Origin of the sequence: Paracidobacterium acidisoli (genome assembly GCF_003428625.2) — a bacterium.
Taxonomy (GTDB): domain Bacteria; phylum Acidobacteriota; class Terriglobia; order Terriglobales; family Acidobacteriaceae; genus Paracidobacterium; species Paracidobacterium acidisoli.
Window position 1 is genome coordinate 609,111 of the sequence record NZ_QVQT02000003.1, and the last position, 25,846, is coordinate 634,956.

Sequence of the window (25,846 nt, forward strand, 5' to 3'; positions counted from 1 at the left end):
GCTCAGCCCCAGTAGTCGCCTGGAAGGTTGACGACGATGGGGTCGGGCGTGCTGCGGACGACGATCCAGCGAAAGGGCCGATCGGCGGAGGGATTGATCTCCATGTGCGGCGTCCAGGCGGGCACGTGGAGAAAATCGCCGGCGTGAACGGTGGCCTCGGACTCTCCGCGTTCTCCCCATCGGACGACGGACGTGCCCTCGAGCACATAGACGATGGTCTCCTGTTCGCCGTGGTGGTGAATGCCGGTGCGGGCTCCGGGCTCGACGAGAAAGGTTCCGCCCCAGAGGCCGGTCTCAAGACCGTGGCCGCGGGTGATGGCGGCGAGGCGGAGGGAGCCGGGTGTCTGCGCGGTTCCCGGATCGAAGGCTGCCGGGCGGACGATGCTGAGCGGAAGATGGTCTGGCAACGGAGAGATCCTCACACATGAGAGATGAGCCGGCGCCGATACGGATTCGGCTCCGTTTCGGGTTGATGGTGTGTGTGCGGAGGGTGATTCCGCATGTTCAGGATTGTTAAGAAACGGATACACTGATAAGACAGCGGACAGCAGCAGGATGAAGCAGCGCGGCGTCTTCGGTGCCGCGACGGCCGAGGTTATGGGAGTGACGCGTGATTCGGCTCTGCATTGTCATGACGAGGCTCAGTTTCGCAGCTTACGGGTAAGGAATTCAAAGAAAACCATGCAGCGGCAGAAGATTGGCATCCTTGGCGCGACGGGAATGGTCGGCCAGCGTTTTATTCAGCTTGTGGAGAACCACCCGTGGTTTGAAGTGGCATGGCTGGCGGCGAGCGACCGCTCGAGCGGCAAGCCGTACGGCGAGGCGGCGAAGTGGAAGCTGGATACGCCGCTGCCGGAGGGGATTGCGAAGATGCAGGTTTCGCCGGCGGTGCCGGAGGGCGCGCCGAAGATTATCTTTGCGGCGCTGGACGCCGATATTGCGCGCGACATGGAACCGAAGTTTGCCGCCGCCGGATGCGCGGTGATCTCGAATTCGAGCGCCTTCCGCATGCAGGAAGATGTGCCGCTGGTGATTCCCGAGGTGAATGCGGATCACCTGCCGATTCTCGAGAACCAGTCGTGGCGCAGGGAGTCGGGCGGGTATATCGTGACCAACCCGAACTGCTCGGCGATCGGCCTGGTGCTGGCGCTGAAGCCGCTGACGGACCGCTTCGGAATCGACGCGATCTTTGTGAGCACGATGCAGGCGGTGAGCGGCGCGGGGTATCCGGGCGTGTCCTCGATGGACATTCTGGGCAACGTGGTTCCGTACATCAAGAACGAAGAAGAGAAGATGGAAGCGGAGACGCTGCGGCTGCTGGGCTCGCGCGTCGGCAAGCTGGTGACGCCGCTGGGAGCGAAGATGACGGCGCACTGCAACCGCGTGGCGGTTGAGGACGGGCACACGGAGAGCGTGAGCATCAAGCTGAGCAAAAAGGCGACGCGCGAAGAGATTCTGGAAGCGTGGCGGGAGTTCACTCCGCTGGCGGGACGGAACCTGCCGACGGCTCCGGCGCAGCCGGTGGAATTTATCGTGGGCGACGACCGGCCCCAGCCGCGGCTGGACAAGAATCGCGGAGCGGGGATGACGGCCTCGGTGGGCCGGCTGCGTCCCTGCGGTCTGCTGGACTGGAAGTTTACCGTTCTCTCGCACAACACGGTGCGGGGCGCGGCGGGCGCGACGCTGCTGAATGCGGAGCTGCTGGTCTCGCTTGGAAAGCTTCAGCCTGAACCGGCAGCGGTTCTCGCATGAACCGCCTGGTGGTGATGAAGTTCGGCGGGACCTCCGTCGAAGACGTTACAGCGATCCACCGCACGGCGGGTATTGTCGCGGGACGGCGCGCGAAGGGCCTTTTGCCGGTGGTGGTGGTGAGCGCCATGGCCAAAGTGACCGATCAGCTCCTGGCGGCGGCTGCGGCGGCGGCGCGGGGCGACCGGTCGGGCGCGCTGGCGATTACGGCGCGGCTGCGGCACCGGCACCAGGAGACGGCGTGCGCGCTGGTCTCGCAGGAGGCGGTGGGCGAGCTGAACCGCTGGCTCGACGCGGAGTTCGACGCGCTGGATGAGATTCTGCGGGGTCTTTCGGCGGTGGGCGAGCTGACGCCGCGCATCAGCGACATGGTGGTCTCGTACGGCGAGCGGCTTTCGAGCCGCATGATCGCTGTGGCCTTCAACGAGCGCGGGCTGGATGGCGTGCATGTGGACGCGCGGCAGTGCATCGTGACCGACGCGCAGCATGGCCGGGCGATTCCGCAGGATGCGCTGATCGAGCAGCGGCTGAAGGAGCACGTGCTGCCGCATATGCTCGAAGGCCGCACGGTGGTGATGGGCGGCTTTATCGGCTCGACGGAGAGCGGCGTCACGACGACGCTGGGACGCGGCGGCTCGGACTTTACGGCGGCGCTGGTGGGCGGCGGCATCGACGCGGGCGCGATCGAGATCTGGACGGACGTGAACGGGATCATGACGACCGATCCGCGGGTGTGTCCGAATGCGCTGCGGGTGAAGGCGATCAGCTTTGAAGAAGCGGCGGAGCTGGCTTACTTCGGCGCGAAGGTGCTGCATCCGGCGACGATTCTGCCGGCGGTGAAAAAGAACATTCCGGTGCTGGTGCTGAACTCGAGGAACCCGGAGAACGAAGGGACGCGCATTACGGCGCTGGCGCCGCACTGCCGCAGCCCCTTCAAGTGCATCGCGGTCAAGAAGCGGCTGACGATCATCGACGTGGTGGCGAGCCGGATGCTGATGTCGCACGGCTATCTGAAGGCGATCTTCGATGTCTTCGATAAGCACAAGTGCGCGGTGGATATGGTCTCGACCTCAGAGGTAAGCGTTTCGCTCACCGTCGATTCCAACGAGAAGCTGCCGGAGATTGCCGCCGACCTGAGCAAACTGGCCGATGTGAAATACGAAGGCCGCAAGGCGCTGGTGTGCATGGTGGGCGAGAATATCCGCGGGCAGAACGGGATTGCAGCGCGGGTGTTTGGAGCGATCACGCACGTGAATGTGCGGATGATTTCGCAGGGCGCGTCGGAGATCAACATGAGCTTCATGATCGAGGAGGAAGATGCTGATGAGGCGGTGCGGTCGCTGCACGCCGAGTTCTTCGCCGATCCCGATCCGGAGGTCTTCGACGTGGAAGCGGTGAAGGAAGCGATGGGCCGGGGCTGACAGGAATTGAGATTTTACGTTCCCACCCTTCGCGCAAAAAACGAAGTATGGGGCACCTAGGTTTTCGGGGATAAGGAAGCAGAGGCATGCTGATACTGGTGCTGGGACGCGGGAAGACGGGCAGTCTGGTGACTCAGGTGGCGCGCGAGCATGGACACAGCGTGCGCGTGGTGGGCGAGGAAGAGAATCGCGACGCGATGGCGCTGACGGCGCCGTTTCTGGCGCAGTTCGATGCAGTGATCGACTTCACGACGCCGGAGGCGGTGGTGCGGAATCTGCGCGCGTGCCTGGCCAATGGCGCGCGGGTGGTGGTCGGCACGACGGGGTGGTATCAGCACCTGGACGATATGCGGCAGCTGGCGACGCGGCGCAGTGCGGCCCTGCTGTATGGAACGAACTTCTCGATCGGAGTGCAGGCGCTCTTTCGCGTGGCGCGGGAGCTGGCCCTGGCGGCTCCGCACTACAGCTTTCGCATTACGGAAACTCATCACGCAGACAAGAAAGATGCGCCGTCGGGCACGGCGCTGACGCTGAAGCAGGTTCTGCAGACGGCGAACCCGGCCATCGACGTGGAGATTGTCTCGAAGCGCGAGGGCGACGCGTCGGGGATTCACCTGATCGAGGCGCGGTCGGAGAATGACGCGATCGAGCTGAAGCACGAGGCTTTCTCGCGGCGCGGCTTTGCCGAAGGCGCGGTACGCGCGGCGGAGTGGATTGCCGGGAAGAACGGGTGCTGGGATTTCCAGGAAGTAGTGGGGCAGCTGGGGTGAAGCGGCTAAAAAGCGGTCAGCGAAGAGGCGGCCAGCGGAAAATCGAATTGCATCTGTCCTCAAAAATCTATTACCGAATCCATCCATCCTGCCTGCCTTCATCGAAAGCGCCGAAATTCTCAAACTTCGAAACTCCTGCTGCCCGCTTTTCAGCTAACCGGACTTTAGCTGTCCGTTTCTTCGCTGCCCGCTTTGTGGCTGGTTTTCGATAGACTTGAACTCGATGGAAGAGATGGGTTGCGGTACGGCACTGATTACTCCCTTTCGCGAGGATGGGAGTGTTGACGAGCGGGCGCTCTATGCGCTGACGCAATGGCAGGTCGAGAGCGGCATCGACTGGCTGGTAGCGTGCGGAACGACGGCGGAGACGCCGACGCTGAGCGATGACGAGTGGCTGCAGGTGACGCGCATCGTCATTGAAGCGGTTGCGGGCCGGGTTCCGGTCTGGGTGGGATGCACGCACAATGCGACACGTACGGCGGTGGCCCGGGCGCGGGCCGCGGCGCAGATACCGGGGGTGAACGCGATTCTGACCGCCAATCCCTACTACAACAAGCCGACGCAGGAAGGCCAGTTCGAACACTTCAAAGCCGTCGCACATGCAGTTGGGCTGCCGGTGGTGCTGTACAACATTCCGAGCCGCGCGGGTGTGAATCTGGAGCCGGCGACGGTGCTGCGGCTGATCGAGGCGGCTCCCAATATTGCGGGCATCAAGGAATCGAGCGGCAGCCTGCCGCAGATTGCGGAGCTGATTACGCAGGCTCCGCGCAGCTTCAGCGTGTATGCGGGCGACGACAATATGGCGCTGGGCGCGCTGGGCGTGGGTGGAGCAGGGCTGGTGTCGGTCGCGTCGAATGAGATTCCCGCAGAGATGGCGCAGATGGCCCGCGCCGCGCTGAACAACGACTGGACAAGAGCGCGTCAGATTCACCGTAAGTACTTCCGGCTGATGCAGGCGAACTTTCGGGAGACCAGCCCGGGGCCGGTAAAGGCGGTGCTGGCGATGATGGGAAAGATCGGGGAGTATTACCGGCTGCCCATGACGCCGGTGAGCTCCGGCACACGCGCTTATCTGGAGCGGCTGGCGGGCGAGCTGGGTCTGCTGGTCCATGCTCCGCAGGCGGAAGGCGATCTGCGCATGTTTTAGTGCTGGCCGGACTGGCTGTCCAGGCAGGCGCGCTTTCGGCGCCAGCGCATTCTCTCTTCCGATTGAAAGCATCAGATGTAAACTAAGTGATGCGCGATGCAGCGAGGGATAATGCGGACGACTCTTTCCATTGACGACGATGTGCTGCTGGCGGCGAAGGAACTGGCCGGGCAACAGCGCAAAACTGTCGGTGAGGTTATTTCGGCGCTGACGCGGCAGGCGCTGCGTCCTCATGCGCAGGGCGGCGGTTCGCGCAATGGGGTGCCGCTGCTGCCGGTGCGGACGGATGGAGCTCCGGTTACGCTGGAACTTGTAAATCAGCTGCGTGACGAGCAGTCGTGACGACTTTCCTGCTCGATATCAATGTACTGATCGCGCTGAAGCCTGGTCGTCCAGGCAAGTGCGGCTTTGCCGCTGCAGCGCTTGATAGACTCGGGTTGTGACCACTGAAAATCTGAAGACGAAGATCGAAGAGTATTTCTCTGCCGGCGCCTCGGTTGTGGGCAATCGGGAGGCGATGGCCGCGTTTGAGGAGCTGCGCGAGGCTCTGGAGGCGGGCGCGGTCCGTTCGGCGGAGCCGGATGCGGCGTCTGCGACGGGCTGGCGCGTGAATGCATGGGTCAAGCAGGGGATTCTGCTTGGCTTTCGCCTGGGGCATCTGGAAGCCTGGGGCGGCAATGACGGCGGTCTGTCGTTTGTCGACAAGCATACCTTTCCGGCGCGGACATTTACGGCGGACGAGGGAATTCGCATCGTGGCCGGAGGGTCGTCGGTGCGGCGAGGGGCGTATCTGGCGAAGGGCGTGATCTGCGTGCCGCCGATGTACGTCAACGTAGGCGCGTATGTGGACGAGGGAACGCTGGTGGATTCGCATGCGCTGGTCGGCAGCTGCGCGCAGATCGGCAAACGGGTGCATCTGAGCGCCGCGGCGCAGGTGGGCGGCGTGCTGGAGCCGGTGAACGCCAGCCCGGTGATTCTTGAAGACGACGCGCTGGTGGGCGGCAACTGCGGTGTGTACGAGGGCACCATCGTGCGCAGACGCGCGGTGCTGGCGGCAGGGACGATTCTGACGCGCGGCACGCCGGTCTACGACGTGGTGAACGGAACGGTGCTGCGGGCCGAAGGTGAGATGCCGCTCATCATTCCCGAAGGCGCGGTGGTGGTTCCGGGATCGCGCGCGGTGAACAAAGGTAAAGCCGCCGAATGGGGCGTGAGCGTCTATACGCCGGTGATCGTGAAGTATCGCGATGAAAAGACGGAGCTGAGCGCGGCGCTCGAAGATATTCTGCGGTGAGGTGGGGCGGAAGTTCCGGTTTCTGTCTGGGTCTCGCGAGCGCGAGACGGAATGCAGATCCCTCCGCTGCGTGAACGCCTGAGGCGTTCACTTCGGTCGGGATGACAAAGGTTGCGAGATTGTATTCCCACGTCTGAAAATCCAGACGTGGGCACCCTTTCATTTTCTCTGACAAAGAAAAAGCAAGTCCCTCCGTCCGGCGGCGGCGGCTTCGGTCGGGATGACAATTCTTACTGAAATCGAATTTTACGTAGATTTTTATTCAGATCATCAGAGAAGCCGGTATGGACGATATACGTGAGGGACAGGCGCAGGGGTCCTGACCGGGAGTGGCGCCGAAGGGGAGTGTGCCCGTGCGGCAGGCACACCTGTTAGCATTGAAGTTTCCACATGGCCAACGTAAAACTACAGATTATTCCCCTGGGCGGGTTAGGCGAGTTCGGCATGAACTGCCTCGCTATCCGCTGGCAGGACGACATTATTGTGATCGACGCTGGACTGATGTTCCCGGAGTCAGAACTGCTGGGCGTCGACATCGTCGTACCCGATATCACTTACCTGATTGAAAACAGACAGCATGTGCGCGGCATCATTCTGACGCACGGGCATGAGGACCATATCGGCGGACTGCCGTGGATTCTCTCCGAGTTGAATGTGCCGGTGTACGGCACCGAGTTCACGCTGGCCTACGTGGAAGGCAAGCTCGAAGAGCACAAGCTGCTCGACGACACGGAGCTGATCGAGATTGCGCCGGGCGCGAAGTTTACGCTGGGGCCGTTCACGGTCGAGCCGATCCGCGTGACGCACAGCCTCGTCGACTGTGTGGCGCTGGCGATCGAGACGCCGGTGGGCGTGATTGTGCACACGGGCGACTTCAAGGTCGATCTTTCGCCGCCGGACGGTAAGGCCTTCGACCTGCATAAGTTTGCCGAGTACGGCAAGCGCGGGGTGCTGGCGCTGCTGCAGGATTCGACCAACGTGGACCGGCCGGGCTACACGCCGAGCGAGTGGTCGGTGAAGCCGCGGCTGGACGAGATCTTCTCGCGCACGAAGAAGAAGCTGTTCTTCAGCTGCTTCTCGTCGTCGATCTATCGCATCGGCATCGCGATCGACCTGGCCTTTCAGCATGGGCGCAAGGTGGCGGTGGTGGGGCGGTCGATGGTGGAGTCGTCGGAGATTGCGCAGGACCTGGGCTATCTCGATATTCCTCCGGGCACGCTGATTCACCCGGGGCAGATCGGTGACCACTCACCGGAGAACGTGATGGTGCTGATCAGCGGCACGCAGGGCGAGCCGATGAGCGCGCTGAGCCGCGCGGCGGTGGACAACCACAAGCATGCGCGGATTGCACCAGGCGACACTGTACTGCTGAGCTCACGCGTGATTCCGGGCAACGAGAAGAGCATCTATCGGGTGATCGATCACCTCTACCGGCGCGACGCGAACGTGATCTTCGACGATGGAGCTTCGGGGCTGATTCACGTCTCCGGGCACGCGAGCCAGGAAGAGCAGCGGCTGATGATCAATCTGCTGAAGCCGAAGTTCTTTATTCCGGTGCATGGCGACTATCGGCACCTGAAGAAGCATGCGGACCTGGCGCAGAAGATGGGCGTGGTCGATCTGGCGCTGGTGATCGAGAACGGCGACATTCTTGAACTGACCGCAGACGACGCGCGGAAGAACGGCAAGGTTACGGCGGGGCGGGTGTGCATTGATTCGGGCTCGACGGCGGATGTGGTCGAGGACCTGGTGATTCGCGACCGCAGGCACCTGAGCGAAGACGGCTTTGTGCTGCCGATTCTGACTATCAATAAGCTGAGCGGCAAGGTGGAGCGCCAGCCGGAGCTGGTAAGCCGCGGCTTTGTAGGCGGCGATGCGGCCCTGATGGAAGGCGCACGCCAGGTGGTGGCGCAGACGCTGGAGAATTCGAGCGCCGAAGAGAAGGCCGATTACGGCGTCATCAAGGAAAAGATCCGCATCGACCTGAAGCGGTATATCCAGAAGAACACCAGCCGCAGGCCGCTGATTATGCCGGTCATTCTGGAAATCTGAGAAGGCAGTTGAGGGGCGGCTAGCTGAGATCCGGTCAGCTAAAAGGCTGTCAGCTAAAAATCGGTTAGCGGAAGAACGGGCAGCGGAAAAACGGTCAGTGTAGCGGTACTGAATACATGGAAAGCAATGCGGAAAGAGCTGAGGAAGCGGGTTCTTCCGGGGAAATGATGACGGATTCCAGACTGCTTACTCTCGATGCTTTTCGCGCGGCGCAGGCGCGTATCCGCGGAGTCGCGGTGCATACGCCGCTGGTGCGTCTGCCTCTGCCTGATCCGGATGCGGAAGTGTATATCAAGGCCGAAGGGCTGCAGCCGATCGGGAGCTTTAAGCTGCGCGGGGCTTATAACAAAATTGCACAGCTGACTCCCGAAGAGCGGTCCCGGGGCGTGATCACGTATTCGAGCGGCAACCATGCGCAGGGCGTGGCCTATGCAGCGCGGGTGGTGGGCGCGAAGGCGGTGATTGTGATGCCGTCGAATGCGCCGGAGATCAAGAAGCGGGCGACGGCGGCTCTGGGAGCGGAGATCGTCGAGGTGGGCGCGGCGAGCGCGGACCGGAAGAAGAAGGCCGAGGAGCTGTCGGCGGAGTTTGGCTACGTGATGATTCCGCCTTATGACGATCTGCAGATCATTGCCGGGCAGGGAACGTGCGGGCTGGAGATTGTGGAGGATCTGCCTGATGTCGATCTGGTGCTTTCTCCGGTGAGCGGCGGCGGGCTGCTGAGCGGAACGGCGGCGGCGATCAAACACCTGAAGCCTGAAGTGCGTGTGATCGGCGTGGAGCCGGAGCTGGCCGCAGATGCGCAGGAGAGCTTTCGCGGCGGCAGGCTGGTGAGCTGGCCTGCGGAGATGACGACGCGGACGATCTGCGACGGGCTGCGCACGCAGAGCCTGGGCGAGCTGAACTTCGAGCATATTCGCGCGTATGTCGATGACATCATCACGGTGAGCGAGGCGGAGGTGCGGGCGGCGATGCGTACGCTGCTGCATGACGCCCGGCTGACTCCGGAGCCGAGCGGCGCGGCTGCCGCGGCGGCCATTCTCTTCCATCGCACGGAGCTGCTGCCCTTTCAGCGGGTGGCGGTGATCATGAGCGGGGGCAACGTCGAGCCGGAGCTTCTGAAGGAAGTGCTGGCCGAGACGGAATCGCCTGTGAGCCGCCGGGTCTGATTTTCCGGCGCTGCGTCCTGCAGAGATGGCCAGGGCGATCCTGGCCTGTTGCTGAAACCGGGCAGACGAAATAACCCTCTGCCCGGTTTATTGTTTCAGCCTCATACCTTTGAAATTTGCTGTGGCATTCGTGATTTTGTGGTTTATAGTGATGGCCACCCCCAACCTTATTGACGACCGCCGGCTGTTCCTCCGGGGGCAAGCGAAGATCGTTTGTTTGAAGCAGTATCTGACTCTGTATGAGCTGAGCTCATATACCGGGGATTGTGCGGACACACATGAAGATAACGCGTGGCTTCGCAGTGCTTGCTTTCGCAATGACCATTCTGACATTTGCAGGATGCAACGACAGCACCGAGTATGAAACCCCAACTCCATCCCGTTTCCAAAAGACGGTGATTGGAAAATGGGAGTCAAAGGATGGCACCACGGTCTGGTTCGGCAGCGATGGGAGGCTCAAGCTGAGCACTCTTCTGAATATTTGCTCGATCTGGGCGAACTACAACGTTTCCGATTTCTCCGACGGGACATACGTGGTGGAAAACATTACGCACATAGTCGGAAGCTGTAATGAGAAAGCGCAAACCGGGCGTGGCAGGGAAAAGCTGGACGTTCTGGATTCCAATCATCTTTTGTTTGGTCCGCTCGAACTCACCAGGTCGCAGGATTCGCAATAACGCTGATGGGGCCATCCCGTTCCCTATAAGCCGGGGTTGCTTGTGACTGCAGGGAGAGCAGTGCCCTCAGCCTGAGAGGGTGCCTCCCGGAAACGGCATTTCTGCGGCCGGGAAATGCGGCGTATGCTGGCGGTGAGACGTTTTGGCGTCTCATCTTTGTCATGCGAAACGGACTGCTTCTCTGCTCTTTGCTGTCGCTGTCTGCGATGGCTGTGTCTGCCCAGAAGATGCCGCAGATGACCGCGCCGAAAAATGGGACGCGGGCGACGCTGGTGCGGCTGGCGAATCTTTACGTTCAGCCCGATGAGTCGGCGGACCGGATGGCGGAGGTGACGCCGGGCCGGGAGCTGGTGATTGTGGAGCGCAACGGCAAATGGCTGCGCGTCTTCGCCAACACAGATACCCAGGACACGCGGCGGTCGGACCAGCCGGAGTTTGGAGGAGATGCGGAGACGGCGGCTCCGATCTCGGGGTGGCTGCTCGATAAGGGCATTGTGGACGTAAACACGCCGCATGGCGATCAGATCCTCTTTGGCGAGGCCGATATTGCCGAGCAGGCGGCGAGCGAGCCGAATCCTCCGCCGCGTGTGGCGCAGGAGGCACGGCTGCTGTACCGGAGGCTGGTGGAGATGTTTCCGCAGTCGCCGTGGATCGCGGAGGCGATGTACCGCGCGGCCGATATTCGCTGGCAGACGCAGAAGGCGGATGCTATGACGCTGCCCTCGGCGCACGAAAAGGAGTCGTACCTGCGCGAGCAGATGGATGAGGACGAGATGAAGAAGGTGGAGAAGTACTTTCCTCATACGAAATGGGCCGCGCTGGCTGCCTTCGATCTGATCGACAACAAGCTGTGCGGCGACTGGCAGGGATCGGAGAAGTGTCCGGAAAAAGAGGCCGATTACTATCTGAAATTCGCGGATGATTATCCGGACGCGGAGGTAACGCCGAGCGCGCTGTATAAGGCAGCGTGGCGCGAGGCCTCGGCGGGCGATATGTGGGCCTCGGACGGCGACCAGAAGCGGGCGGATGAGGATCGCGGCCGGGCGAAGGCGATTGTGCAGAGGATGACGGACAAGTATCCGCAGTCGGCATATACCGTGCGCGGAACCACTCTGGTGTACAAAGTGGAACAGGGCATCCCCGTCTACGGCAGCGAGCGGGAGTAGGCCTGGCCGGTGCCGGCCGCTCGGGCAACGGCGGCTTTGCCGCTGTTCCAGAGGAGGAGTCTCCAGGGTCTGCCACGGGCAGGCGGATGCGGAGCACCAGATTTGTGTTTCTGCCGGGTGATTTACAGTAGTCGTGACGCTGGATGGTGCTGCGCGGGCCGGAGGATCATTGAACGACTACATCATTTCTGTGCTGCTGGGAATTGTTGAAGGACTGACGGAGTTTCTGCCGGTGAGCTCGACGGCGCACCTGCGCATCAGCGAGGCGCTGCTGCATATCAATCTCACCGATCCTTACTGGAAGATGTACACCATCGTGATCCAGCTGGGCGCGATTCTGGCGCTGCTGCTGTTGTTTGCGGGCCGGATCATCGAATTTTTCCGCACCTTTCCGAAGGGCGAGGATGGGGAGCACACCTTCTGGAATCATCCGCTGACGCTGACGATTGTCGCGTTTCTCTTTACCGCCGTTCCTTCGCTGCTGCTGACGAAGACGATCGGAAAGCATCTTGAAAGCCTGCGGGTGATGGCCTGGGCGCTGGTGATTGGCGGCATTGTGATGTGGGTGGTGGATGCATGGAGCATTCGGCGCGATCCGCAGACGAAGGACGTGGAGGAGATGTCGCTGATGCAGGCGATCTGGGTCGGCATCTGCCAGGTGACGTCGGCGGTTTTTCCGGGAACCTCCCGGTCGATGTCCACGATTGCGGCGGGGCAGATGGTCGGGATGACGCGGCCGGCGGCGCTGGAGTTCAGCTTTCTGGTCTCCATTCCGACGATGATTGCGGCGACCGGCTACGACCTGGTGAAGACGCTGCATCCGGGGCATCATGCGACGGCGGCACCTTATGGACCGGAGGCGGCGAGCACTTCCATTGCGCCGCTGGTGATGACGGGGCACGAGTGGATCGTTCTGGGCATCGGCTTCGTGGTCTCGTTCGTTGTAGCGCTGGGTGTGGTGGAGTGGTTTCTGCAGTGGGTCAGGAAGCATGGCTTCGTGATCTTCGCGGTGTACCGGCTGATTATCGGCGCGCTGCTGCTGGCCTTCGGAGCGAAGCTGGCAGGGATGTAAGGGCCGGGGATTCAGATCTTTCCGGCTCTGTTCTCTGTCTCGATTCCTCCCCTGTGTTTTTCCCCGGGTTCCGGCTCGCCTTCTGGGATAATGGAGTTGCTCTGGGGGTTCGGAACGTGCAGGCTGCATCTGGCGGCAGGCACGGCGGTGTGTCCTGATGAAACCCCTTAAACTTGTGCTGACTCCTACACGTAATCGCCGCCTGAATGAGCTGATCGGGTTCCTGCTGCTCGTTGCCGCGTGCCTCCTGTTCCTCGCACTGGTCTCTTATCATCCGACCGATCCCTCGTTCGACACGGTGGGCGGTTATGCCGCGGGCCGTCCGTCGCATAACTGGATTGGGATGACGGGGGCGTGGATTGCGGACCTTCTGCTGCAGGCCGAGGGGCTTTCCGCATTTACTCTGCCGCTGCTGATGGGCGGGCTGGGATGGCTGTGGATGCGCTCACGTCCGGCGGGGTCGCCCGGATCGAAGCTGATCGGCGCGGTGCTTTGCCTGCTGTTCGGGCCGGCGCTGTTCGGGCTGCTGCCAGGGCACCTGCATGTGCTGCACGGGATTCCGGTGGAAGGGCTGACCGGCCGGCTGATGGCCGACGCGCTGGTGCATTACCTGAACTTTCCCGGCGCGTGCATTGTGACCATCACGATGGTGGCGGCGGCGATTTACCTTTCCACCACCTTCAGCCTGAATACGGCGCGCGAATGGGCGGCGGTTCGCTTTGCCTTTGTGGTGGCGTGGCGCGACCGGTGGAGGAACTGGAAGCAGGCGCGCGGCCGCAGGCAGGAGCTGAAGCAGGCGGAGCGGCTGGACAAGCTGCAGGAAAAAGAGCTGAAACAGGCGCGGAAGGCGGCGGAGAAGGCTGCCAAAGCAGGCAAAGCTGTGCCGGCGGCTGTGGCCGAAGCGGACGAGGACAACGTTCCCGGGCACCGGCAGGGAGCGTTTGCCGAGATGTTCGGAGAGGCTCCGGCGCAGCAGAGCGTGTGGGAGCAGATACCGCGCGCGAAGATTCCCGATCCTGAACCGCAGGCAGAGCCGGTTGCGGCGCAGCCCGCGCTGAAGCCGCAGCTGGTGAAGCGTGAAGAGGCGCCGGCGCCCCCGAAGAAGGAGCCGCAGAGCGCGCCTCAGAGTACGTCGCAGGGCATCTCGATCGGCGAGCGCGCCGATACGGAGACGCGCTCGGTGACGGTGACACCGAAGTCGGTGAGCGGCTTCCGGCTGCCGCCGAGCACGCTGCTGCACCGCAGCGATGATCCGCAGGTAGTGCGCGAGGATGTGCTGCGCACCGAGGCGCAGGTTCTGGTGGAGAAGTGCGCCGAATTCGACGTGCTGGGCCAGGTGGTGCAGATCAATCCCGGTCCGGTGGTCACGACCTTTGAATTCCGCCCCGAGGCGGGCGTGAAGTACAGCCGTGTGACGGGGCTGGCCGACGATCTGTGCCTGGCGATGCGCGCCGAGAGCATTCTCATCGAGCGCATGGCAGGCAAGAGCACGGTCGGCATTCAGGTACCGAACCATAACCGCGAGACGATCTGGCTGCGCGATGTGGTCGAGTCGGAGAACTTCTCGACGACGAAGAACAAGCTGACGCTGGCGCTGGGCAAGGACATCAACGGCCGCATCGTCACGACCGATCTGGCGACGATGCCGCATGTGCTGATCGCGGGATCGACGGGCAGCGGCAAATCGGTGGCGATCAACGCGATGATCATGTCGGTGCTGTACAAGGCGACGCCGGAGCAGGTGCGCATGATTCTTGTCGATCCGAAGCGCGTGGAGCTGGGGATGTACGAGGGCATTCCGCATCTGTTTACGCCGATCATTACTGAGCCAAAATTGGCGGCGAATGCGCTGCGCAATGCGGTACGCGAGATGGAGCGGCGGCTGAAGCTGCTGGCTTCGCGCAGCGTGCGCAATATCGACCAGTACAACAAACTGTTTGAGGGCACGCCGAGTCTGTTCGAGGACGCGGAGGTGGAAGAGAAGCCGCTGCCGTATATCGTCATCATCATCGACGAGCTGGCCGATCTGATGATGCTGGACAAGGCCAACGTGGAAGAGGCGATTACGCGCCTTGCGCAGATGGCGCGCGCTGTGGGCATTCATCTGGTGCTGGCGACGCAGCGGCCATCGGTTGATGTGATTACCGGCCTCATCAAGGCCAATGTGCCGACGCGCATCTCGTTCCGGCTGGCGACGAAGGTGGATTCGCGAACGATTCTCGATTCGAATGGCGCGGAGGCGCTGCTGGGGCGCGGCGATATGCTGTTCCTGCCGCCAGGAACATCGCGGCTGCAGCGTGTGCATGCGCCCTTCGTCACGGAGAAAGAAATCGCCGCAGTTACAGATTTCTGGAAGAAGCAGGGCGAAGCGGAGTATGTGCAGGGCTTCCTCGAGTCGCCGAAGGATGAGAGAGGCCGTGATCTCGATGCCGGCGGCGCGGGCCAGGATGAGAACGACGAGCTGTTCGAGGATGCGGTGCGGCTGGTGCTGGAGTTCGGCAAGGCGTCGACTTCGCTGCTGCAGCGCCGGCTGCGGATTGGCTATGGGCGGGCTGCGCATCTGATCGATCTGATGGAACGGGACGGAATTGTGGGACCGGCGGAGGGATCGAAGCCACGCGAGATTCTGAAGCCGCCGGACTGGCTGAACGAAGTGGAGTCGGCGATTCGGTAAGGGCAGGGAAGAGGGACTGGAAAACGCGGATTCCTTATGGCCTGTTGCCAGGGGTCTGCAGATGGCGGCGCAATCCGAGCCAGTCCCGCTGATAGACAAAGCTGACGGCCAGCAGCAGTACGCCGAGGCCGAGGAAGCTGAAGATGCGATAGCCCTGGCTGAGCATTCGCATATCCACAAGAAATACCTTCGCGATACTGATGCATAGCAGCACCAGCGCCTGCCAGCGCAGCGGCGCCGACCGGAATCGAAAACCGGCGGCAAGAAGGACCGCGCCGAAGAGCAAAAACCATGTTGAATCGCTGAACTGCGCATCCATCATGCGCTGCGCCGGAGACATTGCAGCCGCGTGCCAGTAGTTATGGATCGCGACGGTAACGGCGGTCAGCAGAAATGTATTTGCCGTCAGCAGATGCAGCGCAACAAGAGAAGAAGCAGATGGAATACGCGACAGGATGAAGTAAAGCGCAGCGAGCGCCAGAGCAGCCCAGGGCCATCCGCTTCGATGAAACAGCAAAAAGATTCCTGCCCATCCAAACGCGGCATTCACAGATGCCACGAACAGAGCGACTTCCCGATGATGGTGACCAGGAGCCTCCTTCACGCACCAGGGAACGGAGGCGAAGACCAGCAGAAAGACAACGGAAAATACCAGCGTCTCCGCAAACTGCGCATCGCTGTAGAAGACGGCGTACCAGCCGGCAGCATACGCAATCGTGCCGAGAAGTGCGCACACGGCCATTCGCGGCCATGGACGCAGAGCCGCGAGCAGAAGCGCGGCGGCATTCAGTATCAGAAGCCAGCTGAAGAGCGAGGCTTCGTGATTGCGGCCGTTGGAGAGCAGCAGCGGCGTCATATAGCCGCCTACCGCTGCGTAAAACGCAAGGACTTCGGAGTTTCGCAGCCATGACAGAAAGCCGTTGGATGCTGTTACCAGGAGCATAGCCAGAGCAACCGCCGGCAATGGAAGCAGATGAAAGAGCGAGTAGGCGGCCCACAGCGACAGATACAGGATGCCGCTGCCGACGGCATTGAGCGAGTAGGAAAATGCCCGGTAGCCCTTGCTGCGGAAGCGCTCCGACCAGGCGATGAGGCCGGCTCCGGCGATGAGGCCGATGATGACGCGGCCGGCGGGGCCGATCCAGTGGTTGTCGATGGCCAGCTTGAGAAACCATGCCATGCCGATGAGCACTGCAAGGATGCCGATGCGATTGAAGAGCTGCGAGCCGATGCGGGCTTCGAGAGAGCGGTCGTCCTTTGGCGCAGGCTCGACGGACTGGAAGGCAGACGGGGTGGCTGCGGGCGAGGTAGCGGATTGTGTCTGGATGGATTGGGGTGCGACTTCCGACAGCGAAGGAGCAGCTTCTGCTGCGTCAGATGCCGATGGCGGCTGCAGGGACGGAGACGGCGCTTCGAGTACGATGCCGCGTGCCTGCAGCGCACGTTCGAGGCGCTGCACGCGGGCGCGAAGCTCGGCGATCTGTGGTTCGAAGGCGTCCTTCGACTCAGAGTTCATTCCAGATCAATGTACAGTCCGCGAATCGCCCGGGAATAGTCAGAGCAAAGAAAATGGGAGCCGGAAACGGCTCCCAAAATGAGCAAAGCGAAGGCAGAGTGAATCAGTAAAGAATCTTCAGACCGAACTGGAAGATGCGGGGCTCGAAGGTGCTGCTGACGACGCCACCGGAGCTGGCCGGAGCCGCGGCGGTGGTGCTCTGCGTGCCACTGATGGTGGTCGACGGCAGATTGAAGTTGGTGTGGTTGAAGGCGTTGTACATTTCGGCGCGGAACTCGACCTTCAGATTATCGAGCGGCGTATCGAATTTCTTGTTGAAGGCGAAATCGGTGTCGTAATAGGACGGCGTGCGCATCGGGTTTCTGCCGAGGCTGCCGAAGGGGCTCAGCGGCGCGGCCTGGGTTCCGGTTGCCGGAAGCTCGAGCGCGCCCTTTACGTTGACGTACTGCACGGTGTTGGCACCGGCTGCCTTGGACTTAGAGAGGATCAGCTTCTGACCGGGGACGCGATTCGGGCGGTACTCGTTCGCACCGCGATAGGTAGCGCTGATGAGGGGCGAGACCTGCGCGTAGGACGGCGGGTTATAGACCAGATTGAAGGGGATGCCGGCCTGCATCTGATTGATGGCGCTGACCTGCCATCCGCCGAGAGCCGCATTCAGAAATCCGCCCTGATTCATATAGGAGCGGCCTTTTCCGAAGGGGAGCTCATAGACGAGGCTGGTGGTGTTGACGATGGGCTGGTTGTAGTCCGACTGCGCGTATTCGGCGCGCAGGTTGTTCGCATCCTGCGGCGAAGGCGTATTGCTTTCGAGCGATGCGCTGTCGTTGTCGAGGGAGTGTCCCCAGGTAAAGGAGTTGAGCAGGGTCAGGCCGTGCGAGTAGCGCTGCTCGTAGCGGACCTGAAGCGCGTTATAGGTGGAGTAGCCCTCGTTGAGCGCCTCGGTGATGTCTCCCCAGGAGGGAATGGGGCGGGCGAAGCCATTGGAGGGATTCTTCTGGTTGAAGTTGAGGAAGTCCTGCAGCTTGAGACCGCGGTTGCCCACGTAGGCGATATCGAGCAGGGTGTTCTTCGCCAGGGCCTGCTGGACCGAGAGGTAGTAGCTCTGCACGTAGCTGTCGCGCGTATTGGCCGGGACGTAGGTGATGTTGTCGGTAAGCTGCGTGGCCGCCGTGAAGGGCTGTGACAGCGTGCCGGAAAATCCCTGATCGACGCGCTTGTAACCGGCGGAGCCGGGAGTCTGGTTGACGGAGTAGAAGAGAGCCTGCGGAGCGTTGATGGCGAGGATGTCTCCCGAGCCGGCGCGGGTGTAGTGCACATAGCTGGAGCCGAAGCCGCCACGCACCGAGGTGTGCGGCGATGCGGCCCAGGCGAAGCCGACACGAGGCGCGAAGTCGTTGAGGTCGGGATGCACGAGGGAGCGGTCATAAATGCCGCCGCTCTTTGCCTGAATGAGCGTCGCGGTGGAGGGATCGAAGTTTGACTGGAGGTTGTGCTGCTCCCAGTAGGGCGAGCCGTACTCCCAGCGCAGGCCGAGGTTGAGGGTCAGCGTGGGGCTGATCTTCCAGTCGTCCTGTGCGTAGGCGTTGTCCATCTCCTGGCGGAGATGAGCGACGAAGTAGGTGGCGATGGCGTACTGGCTGGTGGAGCCGAAGAGGAAGTCGGCCCAGTAGTTGTCGGCCGCGGTGCTGGTGCCGGTCTTCGAGAAGCCGCCGGAGTAGGTGAAGCTGCCGTAGAGCGGGTTCGCGTCCTGGACGGCCATCCAGATGTGCTCGTACTCGTAGCCGAACTTCAGAGAGTGCTTGCCGATGACCCAGGAGTAGTTGACTTTGGGGTCGAGCAGAGCGGGGTTCTGCCACTGCGGATTGGTGCTCTGACGTCCGAGAGCGGAGAAGCCGCCGGAGATAGACGTGGAGGGCAGACCGCCGGCCACGGTGGGATCGGTGGGAAGGCCGGGGATGCTGAATACGTTGTCGCCGATGGAGAGTGTGTATTTACCGGCTTTGGTGCGCGAGAGGCCAAGCCGCGCATCGAGCAGCTTATTCGAGGAGATCTGCCGGGTATAGCCGAGGGCGATCTGCTGATCGAGAATGCGCTGCGTGCCGTTTGTGCCGCCATCGAGCGGCAGGGGCAGCGTGGGCTGGTTGACGGCGGTCTCTTTGCGGTCGCTGACGCGCAGGAAGAAGGCGTCCTTCGGATCGAGCTGATAGTCGAGGCGAAGGTCCCCTTTATCCGAGTTGTCGGTGAAGGGCGCCTGCGTCTGATAGTCGTTGACGATGCTGCCGGAGGGAGAGAGCGCGGGGTTGGCGGGAACGAGCGTGTTGAGGTAATTCAGGACCTTTGCCGAAGTCGGAGAGATATCGGAGGAGCCGAGGATCGATGTTCCGGCGGGGTAGAGCTGTCCGGTGTAGGGGTCCTGCACGGCGACGCTCAGGATGCCGTTGCGCTCATTCGCATTGGGCAGGCTGAGGAAGGTGACGGGGCTGAGCACCTGGCGGAAGCCTTCGTAATCGAGGAAGAAGAAGAGCTTGTCCTTCAGAATGGGACCGCCGAAGTTGATGCCGAACTGATTGCGGTTGAACTTGGGCTTCAGAATGTCGCTGGTCGTGCCCGGCGCGAGCGGAGGAAAGTAGCCGATGGCGTTGAGGTCGGTGTTGCGGAGGAACTCGTATGCCATGGCGTGAAACTGATTGGTGCCGCTGGCGGAAGAGACGTTGATGGTCGCGGCGGAGGAACGGCCATACTCGGCGCTCTCGTTGTTGGTGACGACGCTGAACTGCGCGACGGAGTCGGGAGGCACGGCGATGATCTGGTTGTCGAAGCCCTGGTTGCTTTCGCCGTAGGCGTTGTTGTCGATGCCGTCGAGCAGGAAGTTATTGAACATGCTGCGCTGCCCGTTGATGTTGAACGAGCCGTAGCGGATGAGGCTGCTGACGCTGGTGTTGAGCACGCCGTTGCCGGTTGCGCGCGAGCCGGTGACGAGGCCGAGCAGATCGGTGTAGTTGCGCGTGACGAGCGGAAAGGCCTGGCTCTGATACTGTGTGATGGTCTGGTCGCGCTGGCTGGAGTCGGTTTCGATCTGGAGGGCGACGTCGCTGACCTCGACGGTGGTCTGGGCCTCACCGGGGTTCAGCGAGAGATCGATGCGCTGACGGCCGCCGACGGTGATGGAGATGTTCTGCGCGACGGCGACGGCGAATCCCTGCATGGTCGCGGAGATGTTATATGTGCCGATGCGGAGCGACGGGAAGACATAATCGCCGGTGCCGTTGCTGGTCGTTTTGGTGGCGATGCCGGTGGCGGTGTCGGTTGCGGTGACGGTGGCTCCGGAGATGGCGGCTCCCGTGGTGTCGTGAATCGTGCCTACACAGCTGCCGTTGTCATACTGGGCGTACGCGGTACCGGTAAAACAGAAAAACAGAAAAAGGCCTGCCAGAAAAAATGGTCCGAGGACCGGAACTGTTCGTTTTTTCATGAATCTGACGTTACAAAGATCAGGCGAAACCTTGTTTAAACGATTGCGAACAGGGGATGAATGTCTACAATGATTCTGAACAGCGCATTACGGTCAGTACAACCTTATGCCGGGGGCTTTACTCGATGAATGTACCGGAAGCTTCCAGGGTCTACCGCATTCTGACCGTGGACGATGATCCGATCAGCCTGGCAGTCACGGTGCTTCTTCTGGAGGCAGAGGGGCATCAGGTGCTTCAGGCAGAGAGCGGAGAGCGCGCGATCGAGATTCTGGGCGAGTGTCCTGTGGACTGCAGGCCGGATGTGATTCTGGCCGATCTGCAGATGCCGGGGATCAGCGGGCCGGCGCTGGCGGGATGGCTGCGGCCATCGGCGCCGGGAGCAAGGCTGATCGCGATGAGCGCGACTCCTCCGGCTGCTGTGGACGGTTACGATGCCGTTCTCAGAAAACCGCTGTCGGAAGGCTGGCTGCAGCATCTGGGATCAAGGCGAGCGCCGGCGGATGCCGCGGGCTGCGGCAAGTCGCCGGGCGTCGATACGAGAGTGTTCTCGGCGCTGCAGCGGTCGATGCCGCCGGCGGCGCTGAGAGAAGTGTGCGAGGCTTTTTTCGAGGATTCGCGGAAACGGGTCACAGAGCTGCGGACGATGGCGGAGGCCGGCGACTTTGCCGCGGTTCGCCGTCTGGCTCATACGCTGAAGGGGAGCGCGTCGATGATCGGGGCTTCCGGAATGGCCGGCATTGCATCCGTTATAGAGACAGGCGAGCAAAGAACAGTGGACGATCTTCTGCAAATGATAGAAGATTTGACGGTTCAATCTGAGACAGTGGAGAGTATGCTGTTAGCAACAATCAACTAAAGCCATGACTCAACAAGCCAAATCCCCCAGGGCGAGTTCTCCCCGATACCGGTCACCAGCGGCGCCGCCGATCCGCATTCTGATGGCCGACGATCATCCGGTTGTGCGCATTGGCGTGCGCAACATGCTGCAGGCAGACGAGAACCTGGATGTGGTGGGCGAGGCCGGCGACGGCGACGAGGCCATCACGCAGACGCTCGAGCTGCTTCCTGATGTGCTGCTGCTGGACCTGCATATGCCCCGGCTGCCGGGTCTGGAAGCGACGCGCTCGATCATGAGCGGATCGCCGACAGTGAAGATTATTCTGCTGACCAGCACGATCAGCACGCAGCAGATTATCGAGGCGCTGCAGATCGGCGCACGCGGCATTGTGCTGAAGGATGCGCTGACCGAGCATCTGACGTCGGCGATTCGCGCAGTGGCCTCGGGCGATTACTGGATCGGCGGACGGCGCGTGGTGAACCTGGTGGGCGCGCTGCACGAGCTGATGCAGCAGGCCGCGGTTCCGGAGCGGAAGACCTTCGGTCTGACGCCGCGAGAGATGGAAGTGGTGGGCTGCATCGTCGAAGGCTGCAGCAATCGCGATATTGCGCGCCAGTTCAGTCTGAGCGAGGAGACGGTGAAGCGGCACCTGTCGAATATCTTCGACAAGACGGGCGTATCGACGCGTCTGGAGCTGGCCATGTTTGCCATCGCGCATCAATTGGTTGCCCTGCAGAACTGATATTTTCGCGCTGTTTCGATCTCTTCTTTAACCTTTGCGGCCTCGCTGGCGTGAGCGGGGCCACCCTTCCTGAACGTAAACGCATCCACCCTGGCATTGGCAGAAATGATCTGTCTGCCGGGCGTGGATATCTGCATTTGTTTTTGGCACCCAGGCATGCCCGGAGAGGAATGGCCTCAGGAGAACAAGAACATATGCAGAAGAAAGTGTTCATTTTATTTTTTGCCTGCGCGGCATGGTGTGCGGCCGGCGCACAGGAGCCGAATCCAACCTCGACGCACCAGTGGCCGCAGTCGGAGCAGCGGCAGCTGCCTCAGGCGCAGGTGGAGAACGGGGTTCCGGTATACAAGGTCACGGTGGTCGGGCGGGATATTCCCGCGGTCAATTATTTTCATCGCAGCGGCTCCACCAAAATCGCCTTTGAAGGCACGAGTCTGCTGCCGCAGGCGCGGGGTGAGGCATCGGTCGAGAGCTTCAAGGGCAGAATGTCCATTCACGTGAAGCTGCGCGATCTGATCCCGGCGAACAACTTCGGAATCGAATACCTGACCTATGTGCTGTGGGCGATCACGCCGGAGGGGCGCCCGGTGAATCTGGGCGAGATTCTTCCGGATGGATCGAAGTGCGATATCACGGTGACGACGGACCTGCAGTCGTTTGGACTGATCGTGACGGCTGAGCCTTACTTCGCAGTCACCATGCCGAGCGATGTAGTGGTGATCCAGAACGAGATTATTCACGACAAGACGACGGGCATTCTGGAGACGGTGAATGCGCACTACTCACTGCTGCCGCGCGGCGCCTATACGCAGATTGCGGGACGGCATGCGGTGCTGCATCCGATTACGAGGAACGACCGCTCTCCGCTGGAGCTGTATGAGGCCATCAACGCGGTGCAGATCGCCGAGGCTGACGGCGCGGCGCAGTATGCGCGCGATACGCTGGCCACGGCGCAGCAGGACCTGCAGAACGCGCAGGCGATGGATACGCACAAGGGAAACAGCAAGGAAGAGATCACATACGCCCGCGAGGCCGTGCAGACGGCCGAGGATGCGCGCATAGAGACGATCCGCAAGAAGAGGGAAGAGGACGAAGCGCGGCACAAACAACAGGCGGAAGAGGCGCAGCAGCAGGCCCAGCAATCTGCACTGCAGGCGCAGGAGGCTGCAGCGCAGCGAGCGAAGGCGGAGGCCGATGCGGCTACAGCGCAGGCCGAGGCAGAACGGGCGCGCGCGCAGCGTGAAGCGGCCGAGGCCCAGGCGCGAGAGGCATCGCAGCAGGCGCAGCAGGCAAGCCAGCAGACGGAGCAGATGCGTGAGCGTCTGCGTCAGCAGCTCAATCAGGTGCTGGCTACGCAGGAGACGGCGCGCGGCCTGATCGTGAACATGTCGGATGTGCTCTTCGACTTCAACAAATACACGCTGAAGCAGGATGCACAGGTGAGGCTGGCGCGTGTGGCGGGCATTCTGCTCACTTATCCCGATCTGAAGCTGCAGGTGGAAGGCTACACGGACAATATCGGCTCGGACGCATATAACCAGAAGCTCTCTCAGCAGCGGGCGGACGCGGTGCGTGATTTCCTGGTGGCGCAGGGCGTGCAGCTGGCGAATATCACGTCGACGGGCTATGGCATGGCTCAGCCGGTGGCGGATAATGCGACTTCCGCAGGACGGGCAAAGAACCGCCGCGTGCAGCTTGTGGTTTCGGGCCATGCGATCGGCGTGCAGGAACAGGCACCGACGCAGCAGAACAGCCAGCCGCTGGCTGCTCCTCCGCCGGCGCAGCCGCAATCGCAGGCTCCTGCTCCTCCGCAGAGTAACTCGGGCGTATCGAATGTACCTCCGTCGTAGTGCGTGACGGGTCTTCGTTTGCAGAGGCCGCTCCAAAGCAGCGGCCTCTTTTTTTGCCGCGTGCCCTATGCTGGATGCATCCAGTTTCGCTGAGGACGGCTGATTTCAGGCAGGTTCTCCGGAGTCATCATGCGTATTGCATTTCTTGGTCTGGGAAAGATGGGCGAGCCGATTGTGCGTCTGCTCTTAAAGCACGGCAATCCGGTAACGGTGTGGAATCGCACGGCCGCGCGCGCCGAGGCGCTGGAGAAAGAGGGCGCGACGGTCGCGCGAAGCGCGGAAGAGGCAGCGGTCGATGCCGATATCGTCTTCACGATGGTGATGGACGATGCCTCTCTCGAAGAGGTGCTGTACCAGGGCGGCGTGCTGAAGGCGATGTGCGAGGGCGCGATCCATGTATCGCTCAGCACGATCAGCGTTGCACTCTCGAAAAAATTAACCGAAGAGCACGCGTGGCGCGGACAGCATTTTGTCGGCGCTCCGGTCTTCGGACGGCCGAATGTAGCGCAGGAGGGGCGGCTGTGGATTGCCGTCGGCGGCAAGCCGGAGCCGGTCGCAAAGATACGGCCAGTACTGGAGCAGTTCAGCCGCGGCGTCTCTGTCGTTTCAGAGCAGCCGTGGAGCGCGCACGCGATGAAGCTGGGCGGCAACTTTCTGATCACGGCCATGATTGCATCGCTGACCGAAGGGATGGTGTACGCGGAGGCGATGGGCATCGATCCGGCGGTCTTTGTGGAGACGGTGAACAGCGCGCTGTTTCAGTCGCCGTTTTATCGTGCTTATGGAGAGATCATGCTGCATCCGCCGGAGCAGGCGGGCGGCACCATTGCCGTCGGCGAGAAAGACGCGCGGCTCTTCTGCGATTCCGCGAAGAGCGCGGAGATTGCCACACCACTGGCGGATATCTTTACGGCCAATCTTCAGAAAGCGATCGAGCTGGGGATGAAGGACGCCGACTGGGCCGGAGGATATTACAGGCTGGCGGGAGAAGCGATGCGAAAGCCGCGATAACGCAGCGGCACCGCACACGAAACCGCTGCCGTTCCGCCATGGTGGCAGCAGCGGCAAAGAGAACTACTCCAGAGCGCTGAGCCGTGCCTCGATGTCGGCAAGGGCCGCTTCGAGGGCGGCGCGGCGATGCGGGCTGGAGGTACGCTGATCGAGAATCCGTTCCTTCTGCAGCTCCAGGCTCTGACGCTCCCGCTGGCGGTTGGCCTTTTCGGCAGCCTCCCTTGCCATTCTGGCCGCATTACCGGGCACTGGCTGAGTTTCAGCCTGTTGTTCTTCCACTGATTTACTTTCCCATCCTCTTGCCATACCTTATGGTACCGCCTTGCTGCTCCATGCACCCGAAACACCAGTATTTACGGCTGAAACTTTGGTGATGGGAATGAAAACCCGGGCATATTCCCTTCTTCGGCCTGAAAAAGCCCGAACGCTACAGGCCGGACGAACGAAGCGATGAATATTGCGCCAATTCTCCATAGCGACTTCGCCTGCAGGGAATGGATGCGGGCGGCGCGAAGATTGCGAAGAGGAATCGGAGAAATTCTTCAGACAGGATGAACCTGTTGCGGATGAGGTATTTGGGTGAGCGCGGACGCATGGGCTGCTGCGCCGTGGGCCATCCGCAGTCTTTTTCAGCAGGAAGGCCATACAACTTTTGGCCGGAATGCGGCTGAAACGAGACCGCAACCTTTCCCACCATAGTGCATCTGAGCAAGTGCGCGGATACCAGGTGCGTGCTCGGGTGAGCCGCGACTGCGGTATGGAAAGAGTGAGGGGACTTACACCCATGAATGTGATACGCGAGGTGTTGGGTTTCATCTTTGAGATTTTCTTTGGCTGCCGCCATGATCATCTGAGCCGTCCGTTTACGCTGCAGCAGCAGAGCTATAAAGTCTGTCTGGACTGCGGGAAGCAGCTTTGGTACTCGCCGGATACGATGCGCCTGCTGTCGGCGCGGCAGGTGCGCCGGATGCAGGCAATCGATGCGGGCGAGGTGAAGGTGATTCCTGCGGCAGCGATGCCGGCCGCGAATGGCCCGCAGCTTGTTCCTGTGAGCAGCCGGAGACCGGACTCCGCCGCCTGACGGGAGTTTGTGCATCCAGTCCCGGAGACGGTCTGCCTTCCGGGCTGTGACAGAATTGGATTACTGAAGTAATTCTTCTGCGATTACCAGTTTTTCTCCGGAAATCAATTCATCGAAGCGTAAATCATTGGCCAGACAGGC

The 25,846-nt window shown here is 61.7% G+C and carries 21 protein-coding genes; 17 read left to right on the forward strand and 4 right to left on the reverse strand.

The window, feature by feature from the left end; translation table 11 throughout:
- Positions 1-2 precede the first annotated feature (2 nt).
- On the reverse strand, positions 3-407 hold the full coding sequence (locus D0Y96_RS10250; protein ID WP_158562336.1) for a cupin domain-containing protein: 405 nt from the start codon (positions 405-407) through the stop codon (positions 3-5).
- A gap of 274 nt (positions 408-681) precedes the next feature.
- Here D0Y96_RS10250 and asd point away from each other — a divergent pair, with 274 nt between their 5' ends.
- From asd to D0Y96_RS10310, 12 genes are all read left to right on the forward strand, one after another.
- The gene (gene asd / locus D0Y96_RS10255) at positions 682-1,752 is read left to right on the forward strand and encodes an aspartate-semialdehyde dehydrogenase (protein WP_117299813.1); all 1,071 of its coding nucleotides are present in this window, start codon (positions 682-684) and stop codon (positions 1,750-1,752) included.
- A complete protein-coding gene (gene lysC, locus D0Y96_RS10260) occupies positions 1,749-3,170 on the forward strand; it encodes a lysine-sensitive aspartokinase 3 (protein WP_117299339.1) in 1,422 nt (473 codons plus the stop codon). Before asd ends, lysC begins: the two co-directional genes overlap by 4 nt.
- An 86-nt stretch (positions 3,171-3,256) precedes the next feature.
- The gene (dapB, locus tag D0Y96_RS10265) at positions 3,257-3,940 is read left to right on the forward strand and encodes a 4-hydroxy-tetrahydrodipicolinate reductase (RefSeq protein WP_117299342.1); all 684 of its coding nucleotides are present in this window, start codon (positions 3,257-3,259) and stop codon (positions 3,938-3,940) included.
- A 223-nt stretch (positions 3,941-4,163) separates the two neighbouring features.
- Complete coding sequence (gene dapA, locus D0Y96_RS10270; protein WP_117299344.1) at positions 4,164-5,087, forward strand: 4-hydroxy-tetrahydrodipicolinate synthase; 924 nt, start codon at positions 4,164-4,166, stop codon at positions 5,085-5,087.
- Between the two features lie 111 nt (positions 5,088-5,198).
- Complete coding sequence (locus D0Y96_RS10275; RefSeq protein WP_117299347.1) at positions 5,199-5,429, forward strand: CopG family transcriptional regulator; 231 nt, start codon at positions 5,199-5,201, stop codon at positions 5,427-5,429.
- A 97-nt stretch (positions 5,430-5,526) separates the two neighbouring features.
- Positions 5,527-6,381, forward strand: a complete 855-nt coding sequence (locus tag D0Y96_RS10280; protein WP_117299349.1) for a 2,3,4,5-tetrahydropyridine-2,6-dicarboxylate N-succinyltransferase — start codon at positions 5,527-5,529, stop codon at positions 6,379-6,381.
- A 390-nt stretch (positions 6,382-6,771) separates the two neighbouring features.
- On the forward strand, positions 6,772-8,433 hold the full coding sequence (locus D0Y96_RS10285) for a ribonuclease J (protein ID WP_117299352.1): 1,662 nt from the start codon (positions 6,772-6,774) through the stop codon (positions 8,431-8,433).
- Between the two features lie 167 nt (positions 8,434-8,600).
- On the forward strand, positions 8,601-9,602 hold the full coding sequence (locus D0Y96_RS10290) for a threonine ammonia-lyase (protein ID WP_117299815.1): 1,002 nt from the start codon (positions 8,601-8,603) through the stop codon (positions 9,600-9,602).
- Between the two features lie 278 nt (positions 9,603-9,880).
- Positions 9,881-10,279: a hypothetical protein gene (locus tag D0Y96_RS10295; RefSeq protein ID WP_117299354.1), complete on the forward strand. Its 399-nt coding sequence runs from the start codon at positions 9,881-9,883 to the stop codon at positions 10,277-10,279.
- Between the two features lie 236 nt (positions 10,280-10,515).
- Positions 10,516-11,445: an outer membrane protein assembly factor BamD gene (locus D0Y96_RS10300; protein WP_147325002.1), complete on the forward strand. Its 930-nt coding sequence runs from the start codon at positions 10,516-10,518 to the stop codon at positions 11,443-11,445.
- 169 nt (positions 11,446-11,614) lie between these two features.
- Positions 11,615-12,517 carry an undecaprenyl-diphosphate phosphatase gene (locus D0Y96_RS10305; protein ID WP_117299358.1) on the forward strand — a complete coding sequence of 301 codons (903 nt, stop codon included), beginning with the start codon at positions 11,615-11,617 and terminating at the stop codon, positions 12,515-12,517.
- A 157-nt stretch (positions 12,518-12,674) separates the two neighbouring features.
- Positions 12,675-15,191: a DNA translocase FtsK gene (locus D0Y96_RS10310; protein ID WP_117299360.1), complete on the forward strand. Its 2,517-nt coding sequence runs from the start codon at positions 12,675-12,677 to the stop codon at positions 15,189-15,191.
- A gap of 34 nt (positions 15,192-15,225) precedes the next feature.
- Here the strand turns inward: D0Y96_RS10310 and D0Y96_RS10315 are convergent, their stop codons facing one another.
- Together D0Y96_RS10315 and D0Y96_RS10320 are read right to left on the reverse strand one after the other, a co-directional pair.
- Positions 15,226-16,707 (reverse strand): DUF2339 domain-containing protein, encoded by a 1,482-nt coding sequence (locus D0Y96_RS10315; RefSeq protein WP_117299362.1) that lies wholly within the window; start codon positions 16,705-16,707, stop codon positions 15,226-15,228.
- A 103-nt stretch (positions 16,708-16,810) separates the two neighbouring features.
- Positions 16,811-20,182: a TonB-dependent receptor gene (locus D0Y96_RS10320; RefSeq protein WP_252263641.1), complete on the reverse strand. Its 3,372-nt coding sequence runs from the start codon at positions 20,180-20,182 to the stop codon at positions 16,811-16,813.
- 56 nt (positions 20,183-20,238) lie between these two features.
- Between D0Y96_RS10320 and D0Y96_RS10325 the strand changes: the two genes are divergently transcribed.
- From D0Y96_RS10325 to D0Y96_RS10340, 4 genes are all read left to right on the forward strand, one after another.
- Positions 20,239-21,039 carry an Hpt domain-containing response regulator gene (locus tag D0Y96_RS10325; RefSeq protein WP_117299363.1) on the forward strand — a complete coding sequence of 267 codons (801 nt, stop codon included), beginning with the start codon at positions 20,239-20,241 and terminating at the stop codon, positions 21,037-21,039.
- Between the two features lie 82 nt (positions 21,040-21,121).
- Complete coding sequence (locus D0Y96_RS10330; RefSeq protein WP_252263642.1) at positions 21,122-21,763, forward strand: response regulator; 642 nt, start codon at positions 21,122-21,124, stop codon at positions 21,761-21,763.
- A gap of 194 nt (positions 21,764-21,957) precedes the next feature.
- A complete protein-coding gene (locus D0Y96_RS10335) occupies positions 21,958-23,613 on the forward strand; it encodes an OmpA family protein (protein WP_117299369.1) in 1,656 nt (551 codons plus the stop codon).
- A 129-nt stretch (positions 23,614-23,742) separates the two neighbouring features.
- Entirely contained in the window at positions 23,743-24,624 is an 882-nt protein-coding gene (locus D0Y96_RS10340; protein WP_117299372.1) for an NAD(P)-dependent oxidoreductase, read from the forward strand.
- 63 nt (positions 24,625-24,687) lie between these two features.
- Here the strand turns inward: D0Y96_RS10340 and D0Y96_RS10345 are convergent, their stop codons facing one another.
- Positions 24,688-24,852, reverse strand: a complete 165-nt coding sequence (locus D0Y96_RS10345) for a hypothetical protein (RefSeq protein WP_199480230.1) — start codon at positions 24,850-24,852, stop codon at positions 24,688-24,690.
- A 556-nt stretch (positions 24,853-25,408) separates the two neighbouring features.
- Between D0Y96_RS10345 and D0Y96_RS10350 the strand changes: the two genes are divergently transcribed.
- Positions 25,409-25,705: a hypothetical protein gene (locus D0Y96_RS10350; RefSeq protein ID WP_117299376.1), complete on the forward strand. Its 297-nt coding sequence runs from the start codon at positions 25,409-25,411 to the stop codon at positions 25,703-25,705.
- The last annotated feature ends 141 nt before the right edge of the window (positions 25,706-25,846 follow it).

What these genes read in the sequence shown, in the direction of transcription:
- asd (WP_117299813.1), top strand. Translation starts at nt 682, where the DNA reads ATGCAGCGGCAGAAGATTGGCATCCTTGGCGCGACGGGAATGGTCGGC.
- lysC (WP_117299339.1), top strand. Translation starts at nt 1,749, where the DNA reads ATGAACCGCCTGGTGGTGATGAAGTTCGGCGGGACCTCCGTCGAAGAC.
- dapB (WP_117299342.1), top strand. Translation starts at nt 3,257, where the DNA reads ATGCTGATACTGGTGCTGGGACGCGGGAAGACGGGCAGTCTGGTGACT.
- dapA (WP_117299344.1), top strand. Translation starts at nt 4,164, where the DNA reads ATGGAAGAGATGGGTTGCGGTACGGCACTGATTACTCCCTTTCGCGAG.
- D0Y96_RS10275 (WP_117299347.1), top strand. Translation starts at nt 5,199, where the DNA reads ATGCGGACGACTCTTTCCATTGACGACGATGTGCTGCTGGCGGCGAAG.
- D0Y96_RS10285 (WP_117299352.1), top strand. Translation starts at nt 6,772, where the DNA reads ATGGCCAACGTAAAACTACAGATTATTCCCCTGGGCGGGTTAGGCGAG.
- D0Y96_RS10290 (WP_117299815.1), top strand. Translation starts at nt 8,601, where the DNA reads ATGACGGATTCCAGACTGCTTACTCTCGATGCTTTTCGCGCGGCGCAG.
- D0Y96_RS10295 (WP_117299354.1), top strand. Translation starts at nt 9,881, where the DNA reads ATGAAGATAACGCGTGGCTTCGCAGTGCTTGCTTTCGCAATGACCATT.
- D0Y96_RS10300 (WP_147325002.1), top strand. Translation starts at nt 10,516, where the DNA reads ATGACCGCGCCGAAAAATGGGACGCGGGCGACGCTGGTGCGGCTGGCG.
- D0Y96_RS10310 (WP_117299360.1), top strand. Translation starts at nt 12,675, where the DNA reads ATGAAACCCCTTAAACTTGTGCTGACTCCTACACGTAATCGCCGCCTG.
- D0Y96_RS10315 (WP_117299362.1), bottom strand. Translation starts at nt 16,707, where the DNA reads ATGAACTCTGAGTCGAAGGACGCCTTCGAACCACAGATCGCCGAGCTT.
- D0Y96_RS10320 (WP_252263641.1), bottom strand. Translation starts at nt 20,182, where the DNA reads ATGAAAAAACGAACAGTTCCGGTCCTCGGACCATTTTTTCTGGCAGGC.
- D0Y96_RS10325 (WP_117299363.1), top strand. Translation starts at nt 20,239, where the DNA reads ATGAATGTCTACAATGATTCTGAACAGCGCATTACGGTCAGTACAACC.
- D0Y96_RS10330 (WP_252263642.1), top strand. Translation starts at nt 21,122, where the DNA reads ATGGCCGACGATCATCCGGTTGTGCGCATTGGCGTGCGCAACATGCTG.
- D0Y96_RS10335 (WP_117299369.1), top strand. Translation starts at nt 21,958, where the DNA reads ATGCAGAAGAAAGTGTTCATTTTATTTTTTGCCTGCGCGGCATGGTGT.
- D0Y96_RS10340 (WP_117299372.1), top strand. Translation starts at nt 23,743, where the DNA reads ATGCGTATTGCATTTCTTGGTCTGGGAAAGATGGGCGAGCCGATTGTG.
- D0Y96_RS10345 (WP_199480230.1), bottom strand. Translation starts at nt 24,852, where the DNA reads ATGGCAAGGGAGGCTGCCGAAAAGGCCAACCGCCAGCGGGAGCGTCAG.
- D0Y96_RS10350 (WP_117299376.1), top strand. Translation starts at nt 25,409, where the DNA reads ATGAATGTGATACGCGAGGTGTTGGGTTTCATCTTTGAGATTTTCTTT.